This window comes from Photorhabdus sp. RW14-46, assembly GCF_963887965.1.
In the GTDB taxonomy this organism is placed as follows: domain Bacteria; phylum Pseudomonadota; class Gammaproteobacteria; order Enterobacterales; family Enterobacteriaceae; genus Photorhabdus; species Photorhabdus laumondii.
Window position 1 is genome coordinate 158,106 of record NZ_CAWPHH010000006.1, and the last position, 22,707, is coordinate 180,812.

Below are 22,707 nucleotides of genomic sequence, written 5' to 3' on the forward strand. Positions count from 1 at the left end.
ACAGGTGATATAAATATGGGACAGGCCGAGTTAGAAAATAAACTCTCTGCTATTGTGCCGGATACTGCATTTAAACTTGATGAAAGAAGTACGCTGGATATTTTAAACTGGCTACAAGAATACGCTAAAAAAATCCCTTTCGATCAAGAGAAAAAACAGTTCTGGGACAGTTTTTACTTTATTCAAGCAAATAATCCGCAACAATTAGCGGATATTTACCAAAATGTAAATAAAGCCGATGGCCGATTACCCGCTCATCAAGCTTTTGTTTTGGCTTTCTTAACGTTATTAGAAACAACCAACCGATTGTTAAATACCTTTCCGGCCCGGCACCGTGATCTTTATTACCGGGAATTATTGGGGCTGAAACCTAAAAAAGCCCAAGCGGATAAGGTTGCGCTAGGAATTACTCTCAATCCTGACAGCACAGAATCGTTGATAGCTCAAGGCACGCTATTTGATGCCGGGCAAGACAGCGCTGGCAATCCATTACACTATGCATCAGATACGGATTTACTGGCGAACCAAGGGGAACTGACCGACCTATATTGGTACCGAAGAGATAAAGATGGCTGGCAATCAGCAACCCCACTGAACCACTCAGATAATTTGGCATTACCCGAAAACGGTATTCGACTTTTTAGCCCAACATCCCATGATACTCCTGTGCTGTCCGGTTACCTGATTACCTGCTCCTTGTTTGCCATGCCGGCAGGAGAACGCCGCATTAAAGTGACTCTGGCAAGCGAATGGGCGGGTAATACTGATCACATCACCGCTACAATCAGCGCTGGAGATCATTGGCTCTCCTTGTCAATAAAATCTATCGACAAAACCACGATAGAGCTTGGATTATCATCCAGTGATGCCGCTGTCACTGCCCCTGATGCCCTGGATAATATGGCGTTTAATGTACCGGCATTAAAACTGGGTACCACTCAAGGCCCTATTCTGCCGGAGATTAAAGGCATCGAAGTCAGTGTTAATGGCAACCGCAGCGTGCGCTATGCCTCTGACAACGGTATTGAACAGACGGATACCGCCAGCTTCCCGTTTGGTCAATCCCCGTCGCTGGGTTCCGGTTTTAATCTGGTTGCCCCGGAATGGTATGGCTCTGAAAACGCAACATTAACGATTACGCCTCAATGGGTTGGCTTACCGACAAGCAGTTTTTCAACATGGTATGACAAATATAATCCGAAACCTGCCAGTAATGGGGTGTTCAAAGTACAAGGTTACTTAGTCACATCTCAAAAGAGAGACGCTCTCAATAACGCTAAATCTCAGTCATTATTTGGTGGAACAGGTACCCCACAAGGACAAAGTCTGACATTGACCTTACCGGTGATGAATTATCCCCTTGCAGACAGCCCATCCCCCAACGAATGGCCGGCATCCGTGCGCATAGAACTGGCTGAACAGGATTTTATGCACGCCCAATACTGGCAAAATCCCACGGATAAAAATGTCCCCTATACCCCGCAAATCAGTGCATTGCAGGTACAGTTCAACGCTAAAGCCAAACCTGAGCAATTCACCGTTTATCCTCTGACCCCTTTTGGCCGGGCCGAGGCAACAGCAAAAATGCCGACACTCACCCATGAAGCCTTCTATTTAGGCTTTACAGGCGTATCACCGGGACAAACTCTATCCTTATATTGGCAATTAGCAGGGATTCAAGCCCTCGCTTTATCCTGGTTTTATCTCGACAAGAGCAATAGCTGGAACAAATTAGATGAATTAGTTGACGACCAAACCCATAACCTGTTTGACCGGGGTATCTGGCGTACCTTATTGCCCCAAGATGCGGCAAATCAGGCCGCTCTGATGCCGCCGGGACGCTACTGGCTGAAAGCTGAGATAACGGCTCAGACCGATCCTCAGGATTACCCCAGCATTAAAAGTCCGCTATATAACGCCACGACAGCGACTTTAGTAAATGCCCAAGCCATTGAACAAGCTCATTTTATCAACGGATTGGCCGCTGGCAGCATTAAACAGCCAACCAGCACATTAGTCGCAATCAGCAACGTCACCCAACCTTGGGCCTCCTGGAACGGTCGCCCGCCAGAAACCGAGCACGCTTTCCTGACACGTCTGCCTGCCCGGTTATCTCACCGTAATCGGGTACTGAGTTGGGGCAACATTGTCACCTTATTAAAAGAGCAATTTGTCAGCCTGTTTGACGTCAAATATCCTTCTGCCAATGAATTAACCAAAATTCCGGCACCAGAAATACAACGACTGATTGTGATCCCTAACAGCCGTTACAAAGATAACGATGATGTACTACGACCAAAATTAAACCCTGCCCGGCTGGCAGAGATGGTCGAATGGATCAAACAACTTAGCAGTCCCTGGGCAACGATTGAAATTAATAACCCCACCTACGTTGACGTTAATGTGGACTACCAAGTGACCTTTATCTCAGGGATTAACCCCGACTACGGCCATCATCAGCTACAACAGCAATTACGCCGAAAATATATGCCGTGGGGCGAAAATCCGACTATCGGCGTGACAACCGGTAACCATATTGACTACTACCAACTGTTAGCCAACATCCAACAATCCCCGCTGGTGGAACGTGTCACCAATTTAAGTATAACCATTGCTAACCGGACCACAGGTGCCATAGGTGAAAGTATCGAAGCCGCCGATGATGAAGTGCTGATTTTGGTCTGGCCAGAGAGGCACCCCTTAAACCAAGGAGTTAACTCATGAGTCATCAGGATGCCCTGTTTCCCATCGTCAAAGATGATATTACCTTCGATGCCTTACTCACTCAGGCCAAAACAGTCATCGAGCAGCAATCCGGCCAATGCTGGAGCAATACCAGTGAAAATGATCCCGGTGTCACTTTATTGGAAGCCTGTTGTTATGGTGCATCTGATCTGGCTTACCGTCATTCATTACCGCTGAAAGATCTTCTAACCCCCAAACCCGCGGAACAGATACCCGGCGACGGTATTTTCCCTCAGGAGTTCGGCCCACAACAAACACTGACCTGTGGCCCGATCACGGCGGAGGATTATCGCCGGGCTTTATTGGATTTACATAGCAGCGACACAGTTAATGAAACAAACAACGGTTATTTTTTCTTTAATGATGTCCAACTGATCCGTGAACCTGAAGAACAACGCTATAAATATTGGTATAACAAACAGGAACGTAAATATACCTTTAACGATTTGGGTGCCGACGGCAAATTAACCTTGAGAGGAAATTATTGGCTTTATTTACTTCCTGGTCAGGAAACTCAGGCCGATAATAAGCTGGCTCAGCAGAAGCTCAACGATTTCCTAAAAAATAACCGTAACTTGGGGGAATCCGTCAGCAAAATTATCTGGCTGCAACCCATCAATTTCCTCTTGCAGATTGATATTGAACTTAATGATAACGTCATCGATATTCCTGATATCTTCGCTCAGGTTTATATGGCGGCGGAACAGATGGTGCTGGAAAAGCCCGGGCGCTATACCACTCAAGCCATGAAAGATCTGGGCTACAGTAATGAAAAGATATTCTCCGGCCCTTATTTACATCACGGCTGGATACCGACATTACCTCAAACCAAAAATTACACCGGCGCTACGGTATTAAATCTCAGCCATCTGGTTAACCGATTATTGGCGATTAACGGTATTCAGAGTGTCACCCGGCTGGCATTAGCTCATCCCGACAAAACCATTACGCCATTGCCGGAGGATAATTGGTCCTGGGAGATTGCTCAGGGATATTACCCGAGATTATGGGGTAACGATCCACTGGCATTAATTACCTCACCAGATAGCCCACTGACTATTACCGCCAAAGGCGGCGTTAAAATTGTTGTTTCTAAACAAGATATCGAGGAAAAGCTTATTGCAGAGCCGCTGATCGATACACAGCCGGAATTACTGGACCGGGGTAAATATCGTAAAGTTCTGGATTACTACCCGGTGAGTAATAAGTTACCCGCCTGCTATGGATTACAGGCCAAAAAACCTACGCCACAGCAAGTACAACTGCACCAATTTATGCTTCCTTTTGAACAGATGTTGGCTAACGGCTGCGCTGAACTTGCCCTCTTACCGAAACTCCTAGCTTTTAAACAACGGGGGGAGACCGTATATGGTGTGCAATGGCCTTTTAAAGCGGGCACGGTCAATTACAACGTTCATCAACAGATCACCTCTGACTTAACCGCAAAACTAAACTACGATTCACAAATCTATATTAATGATGACATTCAGAGGTCCAACTATATAAAAGAACTGGAAATCTTAGATCATCTATTGGGTTATTTTGGCGCTCAACTTGCCGCCAGACCACTTACCCTCGATTTTCAGGATTTTCTGGATACCCAACGCGGTTATTTAGCCCAACAACCGGAACTGACCTATCAACGTAATAATATTCGGATTGATAAAATATCGGCACTACAAAAACGGATTGCTGCCCGGTTAGGTTTAGGCGGGGAATGTTTCAGTGACACGCCTGATCTGGCTAATTTGCCATTCTATTTAATTGAACATCGCCAATTACTACCGGCAAAACCCGATATCCAATTTAATACTAAGCAAAAGCCTGATTCTCTGGTGGTTGAAGATGATCAATTAAGAATCACCCAAAAAGGGACAGCAGGCCGCTTATTGCAAGGGCAGGTCATTAACCTGATCATCACTGACAATGATAGAGAATTTACCTTGCGGGGTCAGATGATCACTGAAGTGTCAGGAGAGACATTCTCCCTTAACACACGCAATAGCACGGGTTTAAAGCACAATCTGGAAAGAATACTGGAGGCATTTGAGCAAAACAAATTGTTCTGGCAAAACAGCCCAGTGTGGTTGGAAGATATGGATTATCAACTGGTTTATGCCGATGCCACATATCAAAATGCTACCGAAGATCAACGTTGGATCACCTCCAGCGCCCAAAGCCCCTTCCCGGCCATGATTGAAGAAAATGACGAAATCACCCTGAAATATATCATTACGCCATCTGGACCATCCCAAAAAACATTAGCCCGTACAGTTCAAGCTGAACCGAAACCCGAATATGAACTCAAAGCACGTGTCATTAAATTTGATCGTATTCAAGGCAAGATATTAATTAAACGCAACCAAGAGTCACGGGATAATTTTCCTTCCGAGACAGAAGCATGGCGCTATCGCTGGTATTTCTCCAGTGAAAAATATGCCCTGGCTGATCGTTTTTCATTTGTGGTTAGCGTGGTAGTGAATCGCCTGTTAATTGAGAGCAACAAAGTTGACCCTTATAAACTGGAAGCTTGGGTAAAAACGGAGATTCTCTCTGAATTTCCCGCACATATTTCGATGATTATTCACTGGTTATCACCGAAACATTTTGAAGATTTTGCCAATACCTATAAACGCTGGCAAAACAATAATGCGCCTTTAGGGGATGAGGCATACCATATTTTAGAGACCTTAACCCTGGGAAGATTACCTTCCGCTACAGCCGGTATTGGCAGTATGCGAATTGCCACCGAACAGCAACGTATTGAAGTCATTGGTGAATCGGGCGATCAATGGCATGAAGACGTGATAAAAGATAATCAGCTATTATATGTTCCTTATACTAAAACGGTAGTATTGGTAAATATTGACTTCAATAAAGAGAATAATAAAGAAACGACTGTTTCAGAACTTCTGTATCAACCGGTAGATAATAAAGGAAAATTGGTATTTTTAACTGATAACAGTCAAATAGGACCTGAATATGCCGTACTGAAATCAGATAATGCATGGACAGATTACCATATCAAAGTGAAAAAGAATAAAAATGGGGTTATTACCGATGAAATATTGCATATTAAAGGAAGAAAAAAAGTTGGACTTAATTTATCATGGACAGCAATGAATTTATATGATCTTGATGCAGATAGTCGCTGGTCATTCTATTATGGATTTGTATTAGGCGATAACCCAGATCTGTCTGGTGCATTATTCCACACCGAAGAACCGCTTATTTTATCACTCAATTACATATCTGACCCTAATGACCTTAAAGGAGAAATACGGACAAAATTCAGCTTTAATTTTACTTATGATGGCAATAACCCCTAACAATATAAAATAAATATCTCACTGATTAACACCTCAAAACATTTCAATAATCTCGCTATTATTTGAATATATTTTAGTATAATAGCAAACATAATATAAGGTGATAAAAATGGTAAAAAAATATAACCTATATAGTTCAGACGCTAATCTGGAAAGTACGAACATTCAATCAACAGGACCTTCCGTCGGTGATTTGAAAAACCGTTTTAAAGAGGGCAGTATTCCATTACAGACCGATTATGCCGATTTGATTAATATTGCCGATATCGGTCGTAAAGCCTGTGGTCAGGCACCACAACAAAATGGGCCAGGAGCAGGATTAAAACTGGCTGATGACGGTACACTGAATTTAAAAATGGGCACGCTTTCCAGCCCAGACTTTTCTCCATTAATACTCGAAAAGGATATTTTATCTGTAGATCTTGGTAGCGGTCTGATTAATAAACCCAATGGAATATGTGTTGGTCAAGGTAATGGTATTGTTGTCAATAATGATAATGTCGCGGTCAAGGCGGCTAACGGTATTACCGTTAATGGTAGCGGTGTGGCAATCAAACCCAATAATGGCATCAATGTTGATACTAATGGTGTCTCGGTAAAATCAAAAAATTCCACGATTAAAGTCGAATCCTCGGGGATATCGGTAGGAATTGGTTGGGGAGTAAAAATAGGGGGTGAAGGATTAGATATTAAAGCCAGTAATGGGATTAAAGTCGATGGTAATGGTGTTTCAGTCAAAGCCGGTTTCGGTATCACGGTTAATTCAGACGGTGTTAATATTGATGCCAATAAATTACTCTCCAAAGGAATGATTGTGATGTTTTCTGGTAGCAGTGCTCCTAGCGGCTGGGCTTTTTGTGATGGTAATAACGGAACCCCAGACTTAAGAAGCCGTTTTATCATGTGCGGTGAAACTGTTTCTGAAACAGGGAAAAGCAGTAATAAAGCCAGTGGAAGTGGGAGTGGAAAAAACGTTTCCAGAAATACAACATCAACTGCGGTTTCGGTCAATGTTAGCGTGCTAAACACAACATTAACAGAATCACAAATACCCAAGCATAAACACATTGAGAGCCTGCCTTATTATACCACTCTGGGATTCGCATATGATCATACGACTATAGGAGCAACTAACAACAAAATAGATAACTCAGTTAACGGACTTATATGGAAAAGGACATCTGGGCCAGACTATCATCCATACACATCAGATATAGGAGGTGGACAAGGACATAATCATAATGCATCAGCATCATCGCCTTCACATACTCATAACGTTGATGTCGTTCCGCCTTATTATCTTTTAGCTTTTATTATGAAACTCTAACTTCATCCCACACAGAAAGACTTAAATTATCTATTTTTTACTCATTACCAAGGATATATTGATATGACTTCGGAGCCAAATCTGTTAAATCGGATTACCATTACTATTGAAGCTAATAATCAACAGGTGGCTAAAAAAGTATTGCATGGCTCCCTGCTTAATCAGACCAATATAAATAAATTACTCAATTCATATTTTGATGAATATCATATTCATCAGAATATCGCTTTAGAGAAATTAACGCTGGACCTTGGTGAAATAAGTTTCCATGATTTTAATTCATTATTCCCGGCTCGCCTCAAAATTGCGCTGAATAAAGCGCTCAGCCAATATCAGACAAATAACCATAGGGAAGAAACTCTACTGAATAAACCAACATCCAATAAATTTACCGATAGGACCTCTTTATCCAGTGAAAATCATTTAATTAATGCAGAGAATTTCATTCATTTCTTATCTCAAAAAGGTCCACAATTCAATCCAATGGAGGTCATAACGGATAATAAAAATAGCGACATCAAGATTAAGCCATTAATCAATCAATTAATGCAGATAGAAAACCAATCAGCATTATTATTAGCGAAAGGCTGTTTATCTGAACAGGGTCTACAACGGCTTTTAGCTATCAGACAACCAGTCTTATTACTCGCCATTAACCGTAGATTATCCGCAAGAATAAACAAACCACAACATCAGGAGGAGCGTGTCTCCTCCGGGCAACTGATACTTAATGCACTGGAATATATACAGCGGCATAATACTCAGGAAATACCTAAACCTGATGCGAAAATCATCTCGCGTATTACCACTGAACTCGATAACGGTGTACTTAACACGGCACCTGTTATTACATTACTCCGCCAAGCTATAACCCGCAATATTCCATTAAACAATATCCCATTAAATCGTTGGCTAAAACAACTCTGGCAAACCGTTTCTGTTTCACAGCTTTGCAAAAAGCATCTGCCCGCTGACGAATATCAATATCTATTGGAATATTTTACGCTAAACCACACGGATAAAAATATATCCGATAAAAAACCAACCATTACTCCTGTTGATATTTCTAATATTCAGGCATACCAACACTTGCCGAAATATTTTACTGCAAACAATGCAGGCAAGAATAAATCTGATACAGAATCAACCATGAATAACGTTAATTTTTCAAATGTTCAACAACATCTGACCAATCAAAAAATAGTATCAGCACCCGATAAGACACCTATTATAGGCAATCATTATAACCCACATCAAACCAGCAATAAGTCACACTCTGGATGGGCTTTATTAACGGATAAAAATACATCCGATAAAAAATCAACCATTACTCCCATTGATATTGCTAATATTCAGACATACCAACATCAGGCTAATCAGCAAGTCATCACCGATGATCAAAAAATAGTATCAGCACCGGATAAGACACCGATTACAGGCAATCATTATAACCCACATCAAACTATCAATAGGCCATACTCTGGACGGACTTTATTATCGGAACAATCCCTGCCATACCAGATAAATAATGCCGGCATATTAATTCTGTGGCCGATGCTACCCACACTATTTAACCAGCTTGGTCTACTTGAGAAACAGAAATTCATTCATCGTCAAGCTCAGCTCAATGCTGTTGATTTACTTGACCATCTAATTTGGGGAACCGAGGAGAAACCAGCAGAAAGAAAATTACTGAATTATGTTCTGTGTGGGCTAATAGCCGATAAAGATATTGAATCAATCCCTATCGAGCCAGAAAAACAATTGATAGCAGATCAATGGCTGGATGCGGTGACTGGCCAACTTACCGGCTGGAAAAAATTAAGCCGTAATGATGTCCGGCAACTGTTTTTACAACGACCGGGTGAATTATTGACAGATGAGCAAGAAATCAAAATCACAATACAGCAACAGCCATTTGATGCGCTACTGATTGATTGGCCGTGGCCATTAAATATCGCCAGACTTCCCTGGTTGGATCGCCCTTTACGCATCGACTGGCAAAATATTTAGAAGGTTTATATGGATTACCTACCTACCCATAACCACCATATAGTGGCAGAATCACATTGGATTTATCCCCATTTGGAACGTATTGATCTGCGGTTACAGCATTATTATTACCAAAATAGTGACAAATACGATTCCTTGCCGGAAAGTTTTTTACTTACCGAAGATGAATTAGATCAGCGCTTGAAAAAACCACAGGGCATTCCCCATTGGCTAACTAAACCAAATAATATTGTTATTCCGCCAGAAACAGAAAAAAGCCCAACTATTGATCCATTATCAATTGATCTATTGTCAATATTAGTTGATCGTTTTGAACTGACTGAATTTGAGCGAGATGCCTTACTATTAGGTTTATTACCCCATTTTGACAGCCGCTATCATGCGCTATTTGCTGCTCTGCACGGTAGCAGTAGAAAACAGTGGCCTACTTTTGCTTTAGCAATTAACCTATTCAGCCAACGCCAAAGTGATCGACAATTACTGCAAAACAGTTTCTTACCGCAAACACCATTAATCAGTCATCAACTATTACGGCTCAATAATCACGAAGAATCTATCTGGCTACAGACGCAATTTTTAACTCACAACGCGGTCTGGCATTTTCTATCAGGCCAGCAGGTCATTCTACCACCGCTAATAACCTGTGCTTATTGGCATTCTCCTGCCTCACATCGTTGGTATCCTCAAGCCCTTTATCATTCATTCGAAAAAATATTATTGAATCAAACCGACGAAATACGTCCATTGGTGATACTTAGAGGAAAACAGGACAGCGCCAGAGAATTAGCGGTAAGCCATATTATGGCATCTCATAACATAAGGACTTTAACTCTTGATTTAGCCCGCCTGCCAGACGAAGACAATATAACGGTAATAACTCACTTACTGACGGATGCCGTGCGGGAAACCCGGTTATATGATGGCTGTTTATTAATTCGCAACTTTTCTTTATTCACAGAGAAAAAGAAAATATTAAATAACGAATTATCCACTTTACTAAATCAACCCAAATTACGCGTGGTTTGTCTGGCAGAACCACAAGACTCATTAATCTGGATTAAACATCTGCCAATGGTACAAATTGATATGCCCGCTGCTACTCTGGCAGACAAAAAAACCATGCTGGAAGCCAGTTTACCGGATAATATCGTTCAGAAAATAAATATCCCTCAATTATGCCAACGTTTTTCATTCACCGCAGAAACATTACCGCTCATTCTTAAAGAAGCACATCAATACCAAATACTCCGACAACCAGCAGGTCAATTGGAAGAAACTGATCTGCGTAAAGCATTAAGTTTCCGTGCTCAACAAAATTTCGATAAATTAGCTCAGCGAATCACCCCCAAACGCCGCTTTAATGATTTAGTCATTTCAGATGCATTAACACAACAATTAAAAGAAATTATTGCCGCCATTCATTATCGTGACCAAATTCTTAGTGCTGGCTTTCAGGAAAAAATCGGTTATGGTACCGGTATTAGTGCGCTATTTTATGGCGAATCCGGGACCGGCAAAACCATGGCCGCCGAAGTGATTGCCGGGCATCTTGGCGTTGATCTGGTTAAAGTCGATCTCTCTAGCGTGGTGAATAAATATATTGGTGAGACAGAAAAAAATATCTCCCGTATTTTCGATCTGGCCGAAGCAGATTCCGGCGTACTATTTTTCGATGAAGCCGATGCGCTATTTGGCAAGCGTAGTGAAACCAAAGACGCCCAAGACAGACACGCTAATATTGAAGTTTCTTACCTATTACAACGACTGGAAAATTATCCGGGATTAGTCATTTTAGCCACCAATAATCGCAGCCATTTAGACAGCGCATTTAATCGTCGTTTTACCTTTATTACTCGCTTTACTTATCCCGACGAAATGTTACGTAAAAAAATGTGGCAAACAATCTGGCCTGAACAATTGCAATTATCTGATGAACTTGATCTTGAACATCTGGTTAAACGCACTGATTTAACCGGTGCTAATATCAGAAATATTGCTTTATTAGCATCCATGTTAGCGAAAAATGATCATTGCGAACAAATCGAAAACAAACATATAGATCGAGCGGTTACTCTCGAATTAAACAAAACTGGCCGGCTAATTTTTTAAAACCTAACAAGATTGGAGTCAACATGACAACGATAATTGCTTCTGACAATGCTATTATTGAAATTAACCAAGCATTAAATACTATTTTATCCCAGTATTTAAATATTAATGGCAATAAAATTGATATCCGCTTTGATCTACCCGAAATTAACTCCATTCAACCGGAACCGACAGTAAGCGTATTTCTTTACAATATACATGAAGATTTACAATTACGCTCTGCTGAACCAAGACGTTATAATCCAGCAACCCGTTCATTATTACCCGGCTGGGTAAATATCAATTGTAACTATTTAATTACTTACTGGGATGCGAATAAACCATCGAGCGACAGCTCCAGTCCAGACAGTCAACCCAATAATCAAGCCGCACAAGTCATGACACGGGTTTTAAATGCCTTGATAAATAATCGTCAATTAACCGGCATTCCCGGTGCCTATACCCGGGTTATTCCACAACAGGAAAATTTAAATAGTTTGGGTAACTTCTGGCAAGCGCTTGGCAATCGCCCACGCCTCTCTTTATTATATTCCATTACCGCCCCCATGAAACTCCAAGACATTAAAGAAGATATTACACCAATTAGCCAAATTTCCGCTTCTGTGGATCAGAAGCCAAACCTGGATAATTCACAAATCAATCAAGCTCTGGCAGATAAATTGTGTACCGATTTAGGTGGCACCGAAGATATTCGCCTTGCGCTGGCTAAAGTTAATCTGATCACCGAACCAACAACAGATAATAATTATAATCAGGAAAATGAAAATGTTGTTCTTGAAGTCTCCGGCATGACCCTTTCAACCTATTTACCTAAAATAAAAGATATTCTCTCAACCTGGAAAAATAGTCAGAGTGCCATAATTAAGATAAACGGCATAGGTATTATTATTGTTGAAGAAAATGCTGATAAATTAATTGGAATTTAGCATTATCCAGCCTATTGTGATAGGTAAAACGCACTATATCACAATCATTTCCATACATTAAACATTCAATTTCCATACATTAGATATTCAATAAAGGTGATAATATGCCAAACAAAAAATACAGTGAAAATACTCATCAAGGAAAAAATCCTCTAATGAAATCAGGGGCGAATAATGAACATGATCTACAAGATTCCCCATTAGGCATCGGATTGGATTTAAATAGCATGCTGGTAAATAGCTCTACCAGTTTAAGTCAAATCCAGGATTATTCATTTTGGAAAGAAAACATTTCCGAATATTACAAATGGATGGTTGTCGTTGAATCTCATTTAAAACAATTGGACTGGACCTTAAAATCAATGGATTCGCCTGAATCTGCCGGAACTAACGTAGCCAAAAATATGGGTGTTACTGCACTGCAATCTCTATTAAATACCGGAAGCAGTATAGCCGGCGGCGCTATTGGAGGAGCCATAGGGAGCGCGATAGCACCGGGTGTTGGCACTATAGCTGGCGCGGGTATTGGTGCATTAGCCGGAACCGGATTAAATTACCTTAATGACACCGCTATGAGTAAATTAAGTAAGAAGCTTGAAATCGCTCATCCTTACCCTAAAACAAGAAACATGATACTTGATATCAATAATTACGATAAAAACCCGATCATTAAAGCAATCAAAAAAAACGTCAACAAAGACAACTTAAAAGTCACGGCGGGCAGTTCATTAACATCGAAACTTGTAGGAACAGTCACCTCACCAATAAAATTTCCTGCCTATAAATTTGCTGAGCTGGCTGTATCACATCATAGGGCATTAGAAGGATTGAGTGACGATAAAGCCAGACATATATTAGATTTCACCAATAGTATCCGTGAAGTTCTTAAGGAAAGCCATTCTGATGCCGTTGCATTTATGCGTAAGAATTATGGCGATAATGCAATGGGTCTTTCTGGATTTTCTTCTAAAATAAAGAGAGAAAAATTAACCTTGAATACATTAGCAAAGACAAAAAATGAAATAGAAAATAGAATTAATAGCATCAATAAACAAACATTGAAAGTTTCTTCAAGAAGTCGAAATGAATAATTAATCTGTATTAACTCAGATTTACCAATACCACAGAGTTAAGCTCGTTAATCCTCTTAACGAGCTTATACCTGTTATCTTTCAAGTTGCCTCTTTGTTGGCTGCACTCTCTTACCCCGGTCACATAATTTGCTATGCCCCCAGGGATTCGCTCCCTTGCCATCGCGATCCATCTTGAAATCTATTGGGTATATTATCATTCTGTTGCCAGTAAAAATAATCCCGCCAGCAATTCTTCCCCCTCTTTTACCATTTCCAACAATAAGTTACCTTTAAAATTCACCTAAAATAAACCTGATAAACAAGCGCTATACAGAAAATAATATATACCCGTCATCTTTCAAGTTGCCTCTTTGTTGGCTGCACTCTCTCACCCCGGTCACAGAGTTACCTATGCTCCCGGGGATTCACGCCCTTGCCGTCACGATGCATCTGAAATCCATAGGGTATATAACTAAGATATTATACTACTGACTCACAACTTGATCTTTAGGGTTAAATGTAAATACAGCATCTGTTGCCTGTTTTACATTTATACCTTTAGGTAATTTGATTTGAACAATAGGTAAAAATTTACCTGTCGCATCTTTATAATCACGTTGATCTTTTTGTGCATTAACTAAACCTGGATTTTCTGAATAAAAAAGGGCTTCAATAGGTATTGTTTGTGGCTTATTCTCATCCCAAGGTTGAACGACTATCTCATTATAATTTAAACCATTACCATGATAAGGCATTGCAAGCAATGTTTGATAAAAAGCATCTGCTGGATTTTTGGCCGTCGGTCTAACATCAAATGCACAGATTCCCCCTGCCGATTTTCTTGCAATCGCTTTATTTAATTGATGAGCGGTGAAAACACCAAAATCTTGGCATGATTTCCCATCTGAAGGTTTAGGCGGTGCACCACAGTAATTTCCCTGACGCGCCCAAGTATTGGCATCAAGAACATAGGAGCATAATACAGGAACTTTAACCTTATCTTCAGGGGCCATCTGTTCAGGAAAAAGAATAAAACCATTAATGCTAGCAAACGTATTGCCAAATTTAGCATCTTTTCTTAAATATGAAAAAGAAACTCCATTATTTTTTATAGAAGATGGATTTAACTTCCAAAATTTAAATCCAGGCCGAGTCCCTCTCATCAAAACTCCAGAACAAAGAAAAGCAGGTGATTGGGCATCACCACAATCTTTAACGGTATTATTATATTGTTGAGTTAATATATTAGAAATATCGTTTTTTCCATCAGTTTCATTTCCCGTTTGAGTGAAAGCCAAAGTATTTGCTGAAAAAAAGGCAATACTAAGGAGCAAACCTACGATAGGCTTTTTCATAAAATCCTCACTTAATTTAAATTAAAGTATGATAATTGAAATTAAATTGTTTCTTATTCACTTCCTAGTAGAGTTTTTCACTATTTTTTTTATATCACAACTATCAAATTTGATAGTTGTTCTAGTCAATTATTGGACTAGTCTTAGTATTAACGTTTTGAAATACTTAACAATACTCAGGTTAAATTATGATTAATTTATATGAATTTTATTCGGATTGTGTTGTTGAGGAGTTTAATGATCTTCATTTTGTTATTAAAACTATTCAATCTATTACTGATATAGAATGGTACTCTCTCTTTTACTCTTCAACTAAAAATAATATTAAAGAGGCAAATTTCATTACCAATAATGATCAATTAGCCTTGAAATATCAAAAAGAAAAGTATATCAATAAAAATCCCGTTTTTGAATATTGCATAAAAAATACTATCCCTTTCATATGGGATTGCAATAAAATAGAAAAAAAATCACTTTTTTTCCATAAAATTAAAAATTATGGAATAAACCATGGTATATCTTTTCCCATGCATGGTATTAATCATGAGTTTGGAATTTTAACTTTATCCTTTTATTGCAACGAAGAGGGCTATATAAGGACAATAAATAAAAATTTCAATCAACTAATGGCATTAAGAGATATAATACTAAATTATTTAATTATTTTAAAAAACAAAAAAAACAACATTAAATTAAGTGAAAGAGAAAAAGAAGTTTGTTCTTGGTATTTAATTGGAAAAACAACATGGGAAATATCACGTATACTTAATTGCTCAGAAGCAAATATTAATTTTCATTTTAAAAGAATTAGAGAAAAATTTAATGTTAACTCTAGAGGTGCAGCCATAATAAAGGCCATTGAAAATGGCCAAATAGAGTTATGAAGCCTTGTTTTACTATCAAATCTGATAGTTGTGATATAAAAAAAATAGTGAAAAACTCTACTAGGAAGTGAATAAGAAACAATTTAATTTCAATTATCATACTTTAATTTAAATTAAGTGAGGATTTTATGAAAAAGCCTATCGTAGGTTTGCTCCTTAGTATTGCCTTTTTTTCAGCAAATACTTTGGCTTTCACGCAAACGGAAAATAAGACCGATGTAAAAAATAATATTGCCAATATATTAACCCAACAATATAATAATACCGTCAAAGATTGTGGTAATGCTCAATCACCTGCTTTTCTTTGCTCTGGCGTTATATTACGGGGCACTATACATTCAAATGATTATAAATTTTGGCAACCTAGCCCATCATCTATAAAAAGTGGTGGTGTCTCTTTTTCATATTTAAGGAAAGACGCTAAGTTTAAACGCTTAGCTTATGGATATAAAAATGGATTTATTATTTTTCCTGAACATATCGCACCTGAAGATAGAGTCGACTTTTCTGTATTGTGTGCATTTCCTATTGATGGCTATACAAATGAGAGGGCGAATCAAGGTTGTGGTGAAAATATTACTAAGGCGAAAGATAAAGGTAAATCTTGCCAAGAACAAAATGTGACGAATTCCGATGATTGGATAAAAAATTATAGGAAAGTAAACTCTCAAGATTTTTTTCAATGTGGATTTAATGTTACTAAAGATGTCAATAATCCGGCTATAGCTTTCTATCAAATGTTAGAAAGTATCAAAAAACTTCCACGTACTCCTAATACTCCACCAAAACAGAATGAAATCAGAATTTCAACCTGGGAAGAAAGTGATCCTAATAAATTACCTATTGAAGCCCTTTTTTATTCAGAAAATTCAGGTTTAGCTGATGCCCAAAAAGATCAGCGTGATTATAAAAACGCAACAGGTAAATTTTTGCCTATTGTTAAAATGCTACTACCAAGAACTTTAAATGAGGATGCATTATTCAAATTTAATATTAAAGATCAAGTTATTAATCCATAAACGATTATTGGATTACTGTAAGCTCTATTTTTCATACTGAGCTTATACCCTATGGATTTCAAGATGCATCGCGGCGGCAAGGGAGTGAATCCCCGGGAGCATAGCAAACTATGTGACCGGGGTGAGCGAGTGCAGCCAACAAAGAGGCAACTTGAAAGATAACGGGTATACATGTAATCCACCTTCACTCTTCATGATAAAACAAAACTCCACTTTGACATCCTCCTCATCCTAAAGAAAATGTCACAAAAGGCCAGCATTGAAAATAAAACCAATCCACTTATCCAAGTAATAAAAATAACCCTATTCATTATCCCCGACTTGCCATACTTGAAATTGAATAATCAGAGAAAATAAACATCCATTAACAATCTCTGTTATTAATTAATGTTGTATATAAAAATCCCCCGCCCATAATTGTTTTGTTTCATTGGAAATTATTTAAATAACCATTGGTTAAATTTTTAAATATAAACAATAACATCTATAAATCATGTTATTGCGGTAGCTATACTTTTCAATAAAAACTAATGAAGGTAAAGAAATAAACGCTTTTTATATTTTAAATGCAAATAGTAAATAAAGGAAAAAATCATCAATTTCATTGTTGAACAAAACAACTCAATATCATATACAAGGTGATAAAAATGGAAAAAGAATATAACCGGTCCACTTTAGAATCCAATATAGAGAATACCAATACTCTGGATCGCCATGAAATTGGTAAAACGCCCGGTCGGACTGATAACCCACATTCAGCACGAAAACCGGGTGATGACTATACACAGGCAATAAAAATTAACCCTGACGGCGGCTTAAAAGTAGATAAAGATGGACTAAATGTAAAAGCGGGTAATGGTATTAAAGTAGACAGTAACGGCATCAGTATTGATCCCAATAATATTCTGCCAAAAGGAATGATTATGATGTTCTCCGGTATGGATGCTCCTACCGGCTGGGCTTTTTGTGATGGTAATAATGGAACCCCAGATTTAAGAAGTCGTTTTGTCATGTGCGGTGAAACTCTTTCTGAGACAGGAAAAAGCAATAGTAAAGCCAATGGTAGTGGCACCGGAAAGAACTTTTTCAAAAATACAACATCAACTGCGGTTTCGGTAAATATTACTGTGGGAAATACAATATTAACAGCGTCACAAATACCCAGTCATAACCATATTGGGGGTATGGCTTATCTTGCTCCTATTGGAATGAGATATGGCTATTTTAGCCCTAGCCCTGGTGGCGGTGATGCTAAACAAATAAATAATAGCTCTGACACAGTAATGAATTTTAACCACTCGCCTCTTTACGCATATACATCAAACACCGGGGGAGGACAAGGACATAATCACCCGGCAACAGCATCATCCCCTGCACATAATCATAATGTTGATATTATTCCACCTTATTATTTACTGGCTTTTATTATGAAACTTTAATTCCGATGCACCAAAAAGATTTAAATTACCTCTTATTTTCTAATTACAAAGGATATATAACAATGAATATATCTAGTTATTTCTTCCTGAATGAAGAAAACATTAAGTTCAATAATCAATGTTTAAATACATACATTGGTTATCCCCAACCCATCAGTAAAGATTGGCCCAACCTGCCTGCCGGGTTTCAAAGATATATTGACGATATTATTAATTTAAATGGTTTTTTATATTTTTTTAAAGGTTCACTATATCTTAAATTCGATATCGCGAAAGCACAGGTCGTTGATGGACCGAACTTCATTATAGATGGCTGGCCTGGATTAAAAGGAACAGAGCTGGAAAATGGAATAGATGCCGCCATAGAATTGACTACCAACACCGTTTGTTTCTTTAAAGGCAGACATTGTATAGATTACACCATCGATTTACACACAATTAAGACCAACACTATTTCAGAACGGTGGGGAATGACTGAGAAATATGTAGCATTTAGTAGCAATCTGGATGCCATTATTTCATGGCCAGATATCGATGGAAATTTTATTTATTTTTTCAAAAATGATTCTTTTATTCGGTTCGACCCAAATTTGAATGCACTTGATGCCGGGCCAATCATCATCTCCAGCGATAATGAGGGTTGGAGAGGGTTAACCTTCAAAAATATTCAAGCGGCAGTATCGGTCGATACCGATTTATTAGGCAGTCACCGAGACAATAGTGGAGGCAATAGTAAAGTCTGTAATGGAACATGTGGTACTAATGACACGGGTAAACATTGTTTCCAGTTACCTTTAAGTATTAGATTCGGCCTGATAGCCTACGCTAATACAAATATTCCGCAAACTGTAAAAGTATATATTGACGATCTTCTGGTAGATACATTAACCGGTACCAGTAAAGGACAAAATAATTTAATGGCGACTAAAGCCTACACATCAGGTACAGGAAAAATCTGTATTGAGATTGAAGGGGATGGCAAACCATGCAAGCTTCGTTATTTCGATAATATATTTGATGGAAAACCGGGAACAGCTATTATCAGCGCTGAAAATGGTACCAATAGTCATTACAATGATAGCGTAGTGTTCTTGAATTGGCCTCTGACATAAACTAAAAATACTCGGTTTCGAATAATTATTGCGCCCTCCGTGGCGCATTTTTTCCTACTCATATGACTACCGTAAAATAAATAGTAGTATTTGGAAGAAATACAGTAATTTTGCCGGACATTTATTCAAGCTCACTCTGGCTCAGACCGGTGGTTTTCATCACTGTTTCACAATCGATTCCGCTGTTCAGCAATGCATGAGCAATTTTTAACGTTGCTTCTTGACGTCCTTCCTGACGCCCTTCCTGACGTGCTTTATGTTCCAATCTTTGTGCTATTGTCATCAGTACCTCCTCATACCTCGGGGACTGTTCTGCCAGTCGCCGTAAGATCCTCTTCTCACACGAATCGTTGAATGCTGATTGAGAACTATCAAGACGAGTTAGTGGCGTATTTGCTCCAGTTCGTTCTGGCTCAGACCGGTGGTTTTCATCACTGTTTCACAATCGATTCCGCTGTTCAGCAATGCATGAGCAATTTTTAACGTTGCTTCCTGACGCCCTTCTTGACGCCCTTCCTGACGCCCTTCTTGACGTCCTTCTTGACGTCCTTCTTGACGCCCTTCCTGACGTCCTTCTTGACGTGCTTTATGTTCCAATCTTTGTGCTATTGTCATCAGTACCTCCTCATACCTCGGGGACTGTTCTGCCAGTCGCCGAATAAAACCCTCTGGATCGGCGGTATCTCCCACCTGTAATAAGTAGTTTAGCACGCTTTTTAGCTGTTCATCCGTATAGTAATCATACGTCAGCAGTATAACCAACTCTTGCAGCAGCTCTGCCATATCTCGCTGCCGGATATGCTTTTGCACCATTTCCAGTAGCGCGACCCGTTTGTGCGTCAAGATTTCATCATCCGGGATTACCGTCACATCTACCAGCGGGAATTTATTGGAATAGATTTCCTCCGCCAGGGCCGGATCATCGAAACAGTCGAGCCAATTGGTACTCCAAGGATACGGCTGTATTTTACCGTGATAGAACAACACCGGAATGACCAGCGGCAATTTTTCATGTCCCTGCTCCAGATGCCGTTGCATGGCTGAAATACCGTAGCGCATTAATCGAAATGCCATCATTTTGTCCGGGGAACTTTGGTGCTCGATCACACAATACACATAACCGTCACCCTGAGCCGTTTTCAATGAATACAAAATGTCGGAATAATGCGCCCGCAGATTGTCTTCAATAAACGACCCTGATTCCAACCGCAGTGTATCCAGATCACAAACTGCCCGTAATGTCGCAGGCAAATGTATCTCCAAAAAGTCTCTGGCAGTATCAATATGACTTAAAAACTGTTTAAAAACAGCGTCATGTGGCGTTGGTGTATTTTTTCTCTTCATCGGTGAATGGTAGCATACTTTCTTTTATATTGAAGGAATATTAAGCAAGAAACCAAGAGGACTGAGATGTCTTGAATTTTCTTTGACAAAAACTTTGATCGTATCTCAGATACTTTAATTTCCTTCTTAAGCGAAGTTCAGGTTAGTTACCTTTCCTGCAAATTTCCGCTATTTACCTGCTCCAATGATTTAAGTAAATGTTTTGCATTAGCGGATGAACGTAGTAAATAAGCAGTTTCTTCAAGGCTTGCATATTCTGCACTTGAAATAATAACGCAATCACCGCCGTTTTGTCTGGTAATCAATATTGGTGTACAATCCTGAACAACTTGATCCATTATCGAAGCAAGATTTCCCTTTGCAACGCTATATATTGTCTTCCGCATAATATGCCTTTTTCACCGTAGTATAAATATCATACAAAGATTGTATGACAAAATAGTATAATATCAAGCTAAACATCTATATGTGCCATCCGTGGCGCACTCTCTTTATTCGCACGATCCCTATCCGCCCATATGTAAAAGTTGATAGCTTTATCTGATTGCAAATCACCTTTGATTTGCACTATGTTACTTGACCAATTCTAGTTAAAATAATAAAATAATGGTCAATAAATAGGAGGTTTTATGAACACCGCAACCAAACAACGTAATTTGAATGAGCTACAGGTGTTACTGCAAAAACGCTTTGACATAATATTCGGCTCATTGATGCCTGAGTTTGCTGAAAAGGCGAAGGCCAGCAATGCTCTTGTTCTTCCGGATAGCGAACTTTTTGGGCTGCTGTACTCAACCGTACTTGAAAAGAGTGCCAGGACTCCCGATCGCGAACTCCGCAAACTAAAGCGTCGCGCTGAGAACCTGTCCAATTTTTATAAGGAAATTGAGCGCATGGGTGGCGTAATTAAAGCAGTAGATGTTGCTGATATTCTCGGTATCACGCGTCAGGCCGTTAATTTGCGAGTGAAGGGAAATAAGCTGCTCGCTTTCAAGAAGAATAGTGATCATGTCTTCCCGCTCTTTCAATTCAAAGAGGGGGGACTGTTACCTCACTTTGAAGACGTCATGAAAGCAATGAGCAATGATATCGGGCCTATTTCCAGAATATCGTTTTTGACTACCCCCTTGAGCGACAAGAACGGTAAAGGGAAAACCCCTATCGAGATCATGAAAGAAGATAGCAGCATTGATGATGTTTCAAAAATGCTTCGTGCAGCGAAACAGATGGGCGAACAGATCGCCAGTTAAAAGCGTGTCCTTTCGAAAAGGACACGCCTAGTACAAACTTAAAGCGGGACAACCTTGAATCGAAGCACGTCTTCGAGCAGTTCTTCAGCCGTGATGCTGGAGTATTTCCAGTTCGATGGCATGTATTCTGAATCGTGGTATTCCGCGAGATTCTTCATTCCTACATCTTCAAACCTTTCTTCATCCGATTCCCAGACTGCATAGCAGAAATCAGTGGAAGGAAAATGCCTCGATAAGTAACAAACACCGTCAAACTTATCTCTGGCGAGCTTGTAGAGGCACGCAATTACTCTCTGTGTCACCGTGTAGTCATCTCCGACTGAGACGTCTAACGTAATGTGCAGCATTCCCAGAAGTTTCCCCACATCGACAAAAACGAGTGGCCGGAGTGGGCGAATCAGACACATTCGTGAGTTTTCAATAACAGACTCCTCAACGAATTTCCGCCCATCTTTATGTATCAGGCGCCCAAAACTTTCAGCAAGCGCTGAAACGGCCTTGTCTGCCATGTAGCAAACACCAAAAGTATCATCAGGAGCGTTATATCGACCGTCACCAGTGGAGAAATTTATAGCCGATGGCCATTCTTTCCTCTGCCAGCGTTTTAAGTCCCCATTACCAGGTGAATGCGTCGGTAATGAATCATCTTCAAAGATTGCCGTAATTTCTTGATCTAAATTTGGATAGTCAAACTTTGAAAGAGAAGTCTCCTTTGTTTGCATTGTGAGGTACCCCCATAAATAAGTTTCGCCATAGGCTTTTCCTTAATGTTTTTTTGAAAT

18 protein-coding genes are annotated in these 22,707 nt (G+C 39.5%); 13 read left to right on the top strand and 5 right to left on the bottom strand.

The annotated features are described in order from the left end of the window. Nucleotides 1-15 precede the first annotated feature (15 nt). The 7 genes from AACQ38_RS07530 (at nucleotide 16) to AACQ38_RS07560 (ending at nucleotide 13,540) form a co-directional block, all read left to right on the top strand. Nucleotides 16-2,724, top strand: coding sequence for a hypothetical protein (locus tag AACQ38_RS07530; protein ID WP_011145944.1), 2,709 nt, complete (start codon nucleotides 16-18; stop codon nucleotides 2,722-2,724). Continuing rightward, the gene (locus AACQ38_RS07535) at nucleotides 2,721-6,074 is read left to right on the top strand and encodes a hypothetical protein (protein WP_165577819.1); all 3,354 of its coding nucleotides are present in this window, start codon (nucleotides 2,721-2,723) and stop codon (nucleotides 6,072-6,074) included. The genes AACQ38_RS07530 and AACQ38_RS07535 overlap by 4 nt, the downstream gene beginning before the upstream one ends. Before the next feature lie 109 nt (nucleotides 6,075-6,183). After that, entirely contained in the window at nucleotides 6,184-7,401 is a 1,218-nt protein-coding gene (locus tag AACQ38_RS07540) for a tail fiber protein (protein ID WP_165577820.1), read from the top strand. 63 nt (nucleotides 7,402-7,464) lie between these two features. Then, entirely contained in the window at nucleotides 7,465-9,414 is a 1,950-nt protein-coding gene (locus AACQ38_RS07545) for a contractile injection system tape measure protein (RefSeq protein ID WP_165577821.1), read from the top strand. A 9-nt stretch (nucleotides 9,415-9,423) separates the two neighbouring features. After that, nucleotides 9,424-11,523: an ATP-binding protein gene (locus tag AACQ38_RS07550; RefSeq protein ID WP_165577822.1), complete on the top strand. Its 2,100-nt coding sequence runs from the start codon at nucleotides 9,424-9,426 to the stop codon at nucleotides 11,521-11,523. 23 nt (nucleotides 11,524-11,546) lie between these two features. Continuing rightward, a complete protein-coding gene (locus AACQ38_RS07555; RefSeq protein ID WP_011145939.1) occupies nucleotides 11,547-12,449 on the top strand; it encodes a DUF4255 domain-containing protein in 903 nt (300 codons plus the stop codon). A gap of 104 nt (nucleotides 12,450-12,553) precedes the next feature. Then, the gene (locus AACQ38_RS07560; RefSeq protein ID WP_011145938.1) at nucleotides 12,554-13,540 is read left to right on the top strand and encodes a hypothetical protein; all 987 of its coding nucleotides are present in this window, start codon (nucleotides 12,554-12,556) and stop codon (nucleotides 13,538-13,540) included. 467 nt (nucleotides 13,541-14,007) lie between these two features. Here the strand turns inward: AACQ38_RS07560 and AACQ38_RS07565 are convergent, their stop codons facing one another. Continuing rightward, complete coding sequence (locus AACQ38_RS07565) at nucleotides 14,008-14,877, bottom strand: hypothetical protein (protein WP_165577823.1); 870 nt, start codon at nucleotides 14,875-14,877, stop codon at nucleotides 14,008-14,010. A 188-nt stretch (nucleotides 14,878-15,065) separates the two neighbouring features. Here AACQ38_RS07565 and AACQ38_RS07570 point away from each other — a divergent pair, with 188 nt between their 5' ends. From AACQ38_RS07570 to AACQ38_RS07590, 5 genes are all read left to right on the top strand, one after another. After that, nucleotides 15,066-15,761: a helix-turn-helix transcriptional regulator gene (locus AACQ38_RS07570; RefSeq protein WP_165577824.1), complete on the top strand. Its 696-nt coding sequence runs from the start codon at nucleotides 15,066-15,068 to the stop codon at nucleotides 15,759-15,761. Between the two features lie 128 nt (nucleotides 15,762-15,889). Continuing rightward, the gene (locus tag AACQ38_RS07575; RefSeq protein ID WP_165577825.1) at nucleotides 15,890-16,780 is read left to right on the top strand and encodes an N-acyl homoserine lactonase; all 891 of its coding nucleotides are present in this window, start codon (nucleotides 15,890-15,892) and stop codon (nucleotides 16,778-16,780) included. 112 nt (nucleotides 16,781-16,892) lie between these two features. Further along, nucleotides 16,893-17,015: a hypothetical protein gene (locus AACQ38_RS07580; protein ID WP_278249230.1), complete on the top strand. Its 123-nt coding sequence runs from the start codon at nucleotides 16,893-16,895 to the stop codon at nucleotides 17,013-17,015. Nucleotides 17,016-17,427: 412 nt separating this feature from the next. Next, nucleotides 17,428-18,219, top strand: coding sequence for a tail fiber protein (locus AACQ38_RS07585; protein WP_165577826.1), 792 nt, complete (start codon nucleotides 17,428-17,430; stop codon nucleotides 18,217-18,219). Nucleotides 18,220-18,281: 62 nt separating this feature from the next. Continuing rightward, nucleotides 18,282-19,331: a fucose-binding lectin II gene (locus tag AACQ38_RS07590; RefSeq protein WP_165577827.1), complete on the top strand. Its 1,050-nt coding sequence runs from the start codon at nucleotides 18,282-18,284 to the stop codon at nucleotides 19,329-19,331. A gap of 121 nt (nucleotides 19,332-19,452) precedes the next feature. On the opposite strand, the gene AACQ38_RS07595 is transcribed toward AACQ38_RS07590, so the two are convergent. The 3 genes from AACQ38_RS07595 to AACQ38_RS07605 all read right to left on the bottom strand — a co-directional run bounded on the left by AACQ38_RS07595 (nucleotide 19,453) and on the right by AACQ38_RS07605 (nucleotide 21,061). After that, complete coding sequence (locus tag AACQ38_RS07595; RefSeq protein WP_435369087.1) at nucleotides 19,453-19,614, bottom strand: hypothetical protein; 162 nt, start codon at nucleotides 19,612-19,614, stop codon at nucleotides 19,453-19,455. Nucleotides 19,615-19,712: 98 nt separating this feature from the next. Beyond that, a complete protein-coding gene (locus AACQ38_RS07600; RefSeq protein WP_165577828.1) occupies nucleotides 19,713-20,675 on the bottom strand; it encodes an Rpn family recombination-promoting nuclease/putative transposase in 963 nt (320 codons plus the stop codon). 146 nt (nucleotides 20,676-20,821) lie between these two features. Next, nucleotides 20,822-21,061, bottom strand: a complete 240-nt coding sequence (locus tag AACQ38_RS07605) for a type II toxin-antitoxin system prevent-host-death family antitoxin (protein WP_011145933.1) — start codon at nucleotides 21,059-21,061, stop codon at nucleotides 20,822-20,824. A 243-nt stretch (nucleotides 21,062-21,304) separates the two neighbouring features. Here AACQ38_RS07605 and AACQ38_RS07610 point away from each other — a divergent pair, with 243 nt between their 5' ends. After that, nucleotides 21,305-21,925 (top strand): DNA-binding protein, encoded by a 621-nt coding sequence (locus AACQ38_RS07610; protein WP_165577829.1) that lies wholly within the window; start codon nucleotides 21,305-21,307, stop codon nucleotides 21,923-21,925. A gap of 38 nt (nucleotides 21,926-21,963) precedes the next feature. Here AACQ38_RS07610 and AACQ38_RS07615 read toward each other — a convergent pair whose 3' ends face one another. After that, nucleotides 21,964-22,647, bottom strand: a complete 684-nt coding sequence (locus tag AACQ38_RS07615) for an RES family NAD+ phosphorylase (protein WP_058589423.1) — start codon at nucleotides 22,645-22,647, stop codon at nucleotides 21,964-21,966. Between the last annotated feature and the right edge of the window lie 60 nt (nucleotides 22,648-22,707).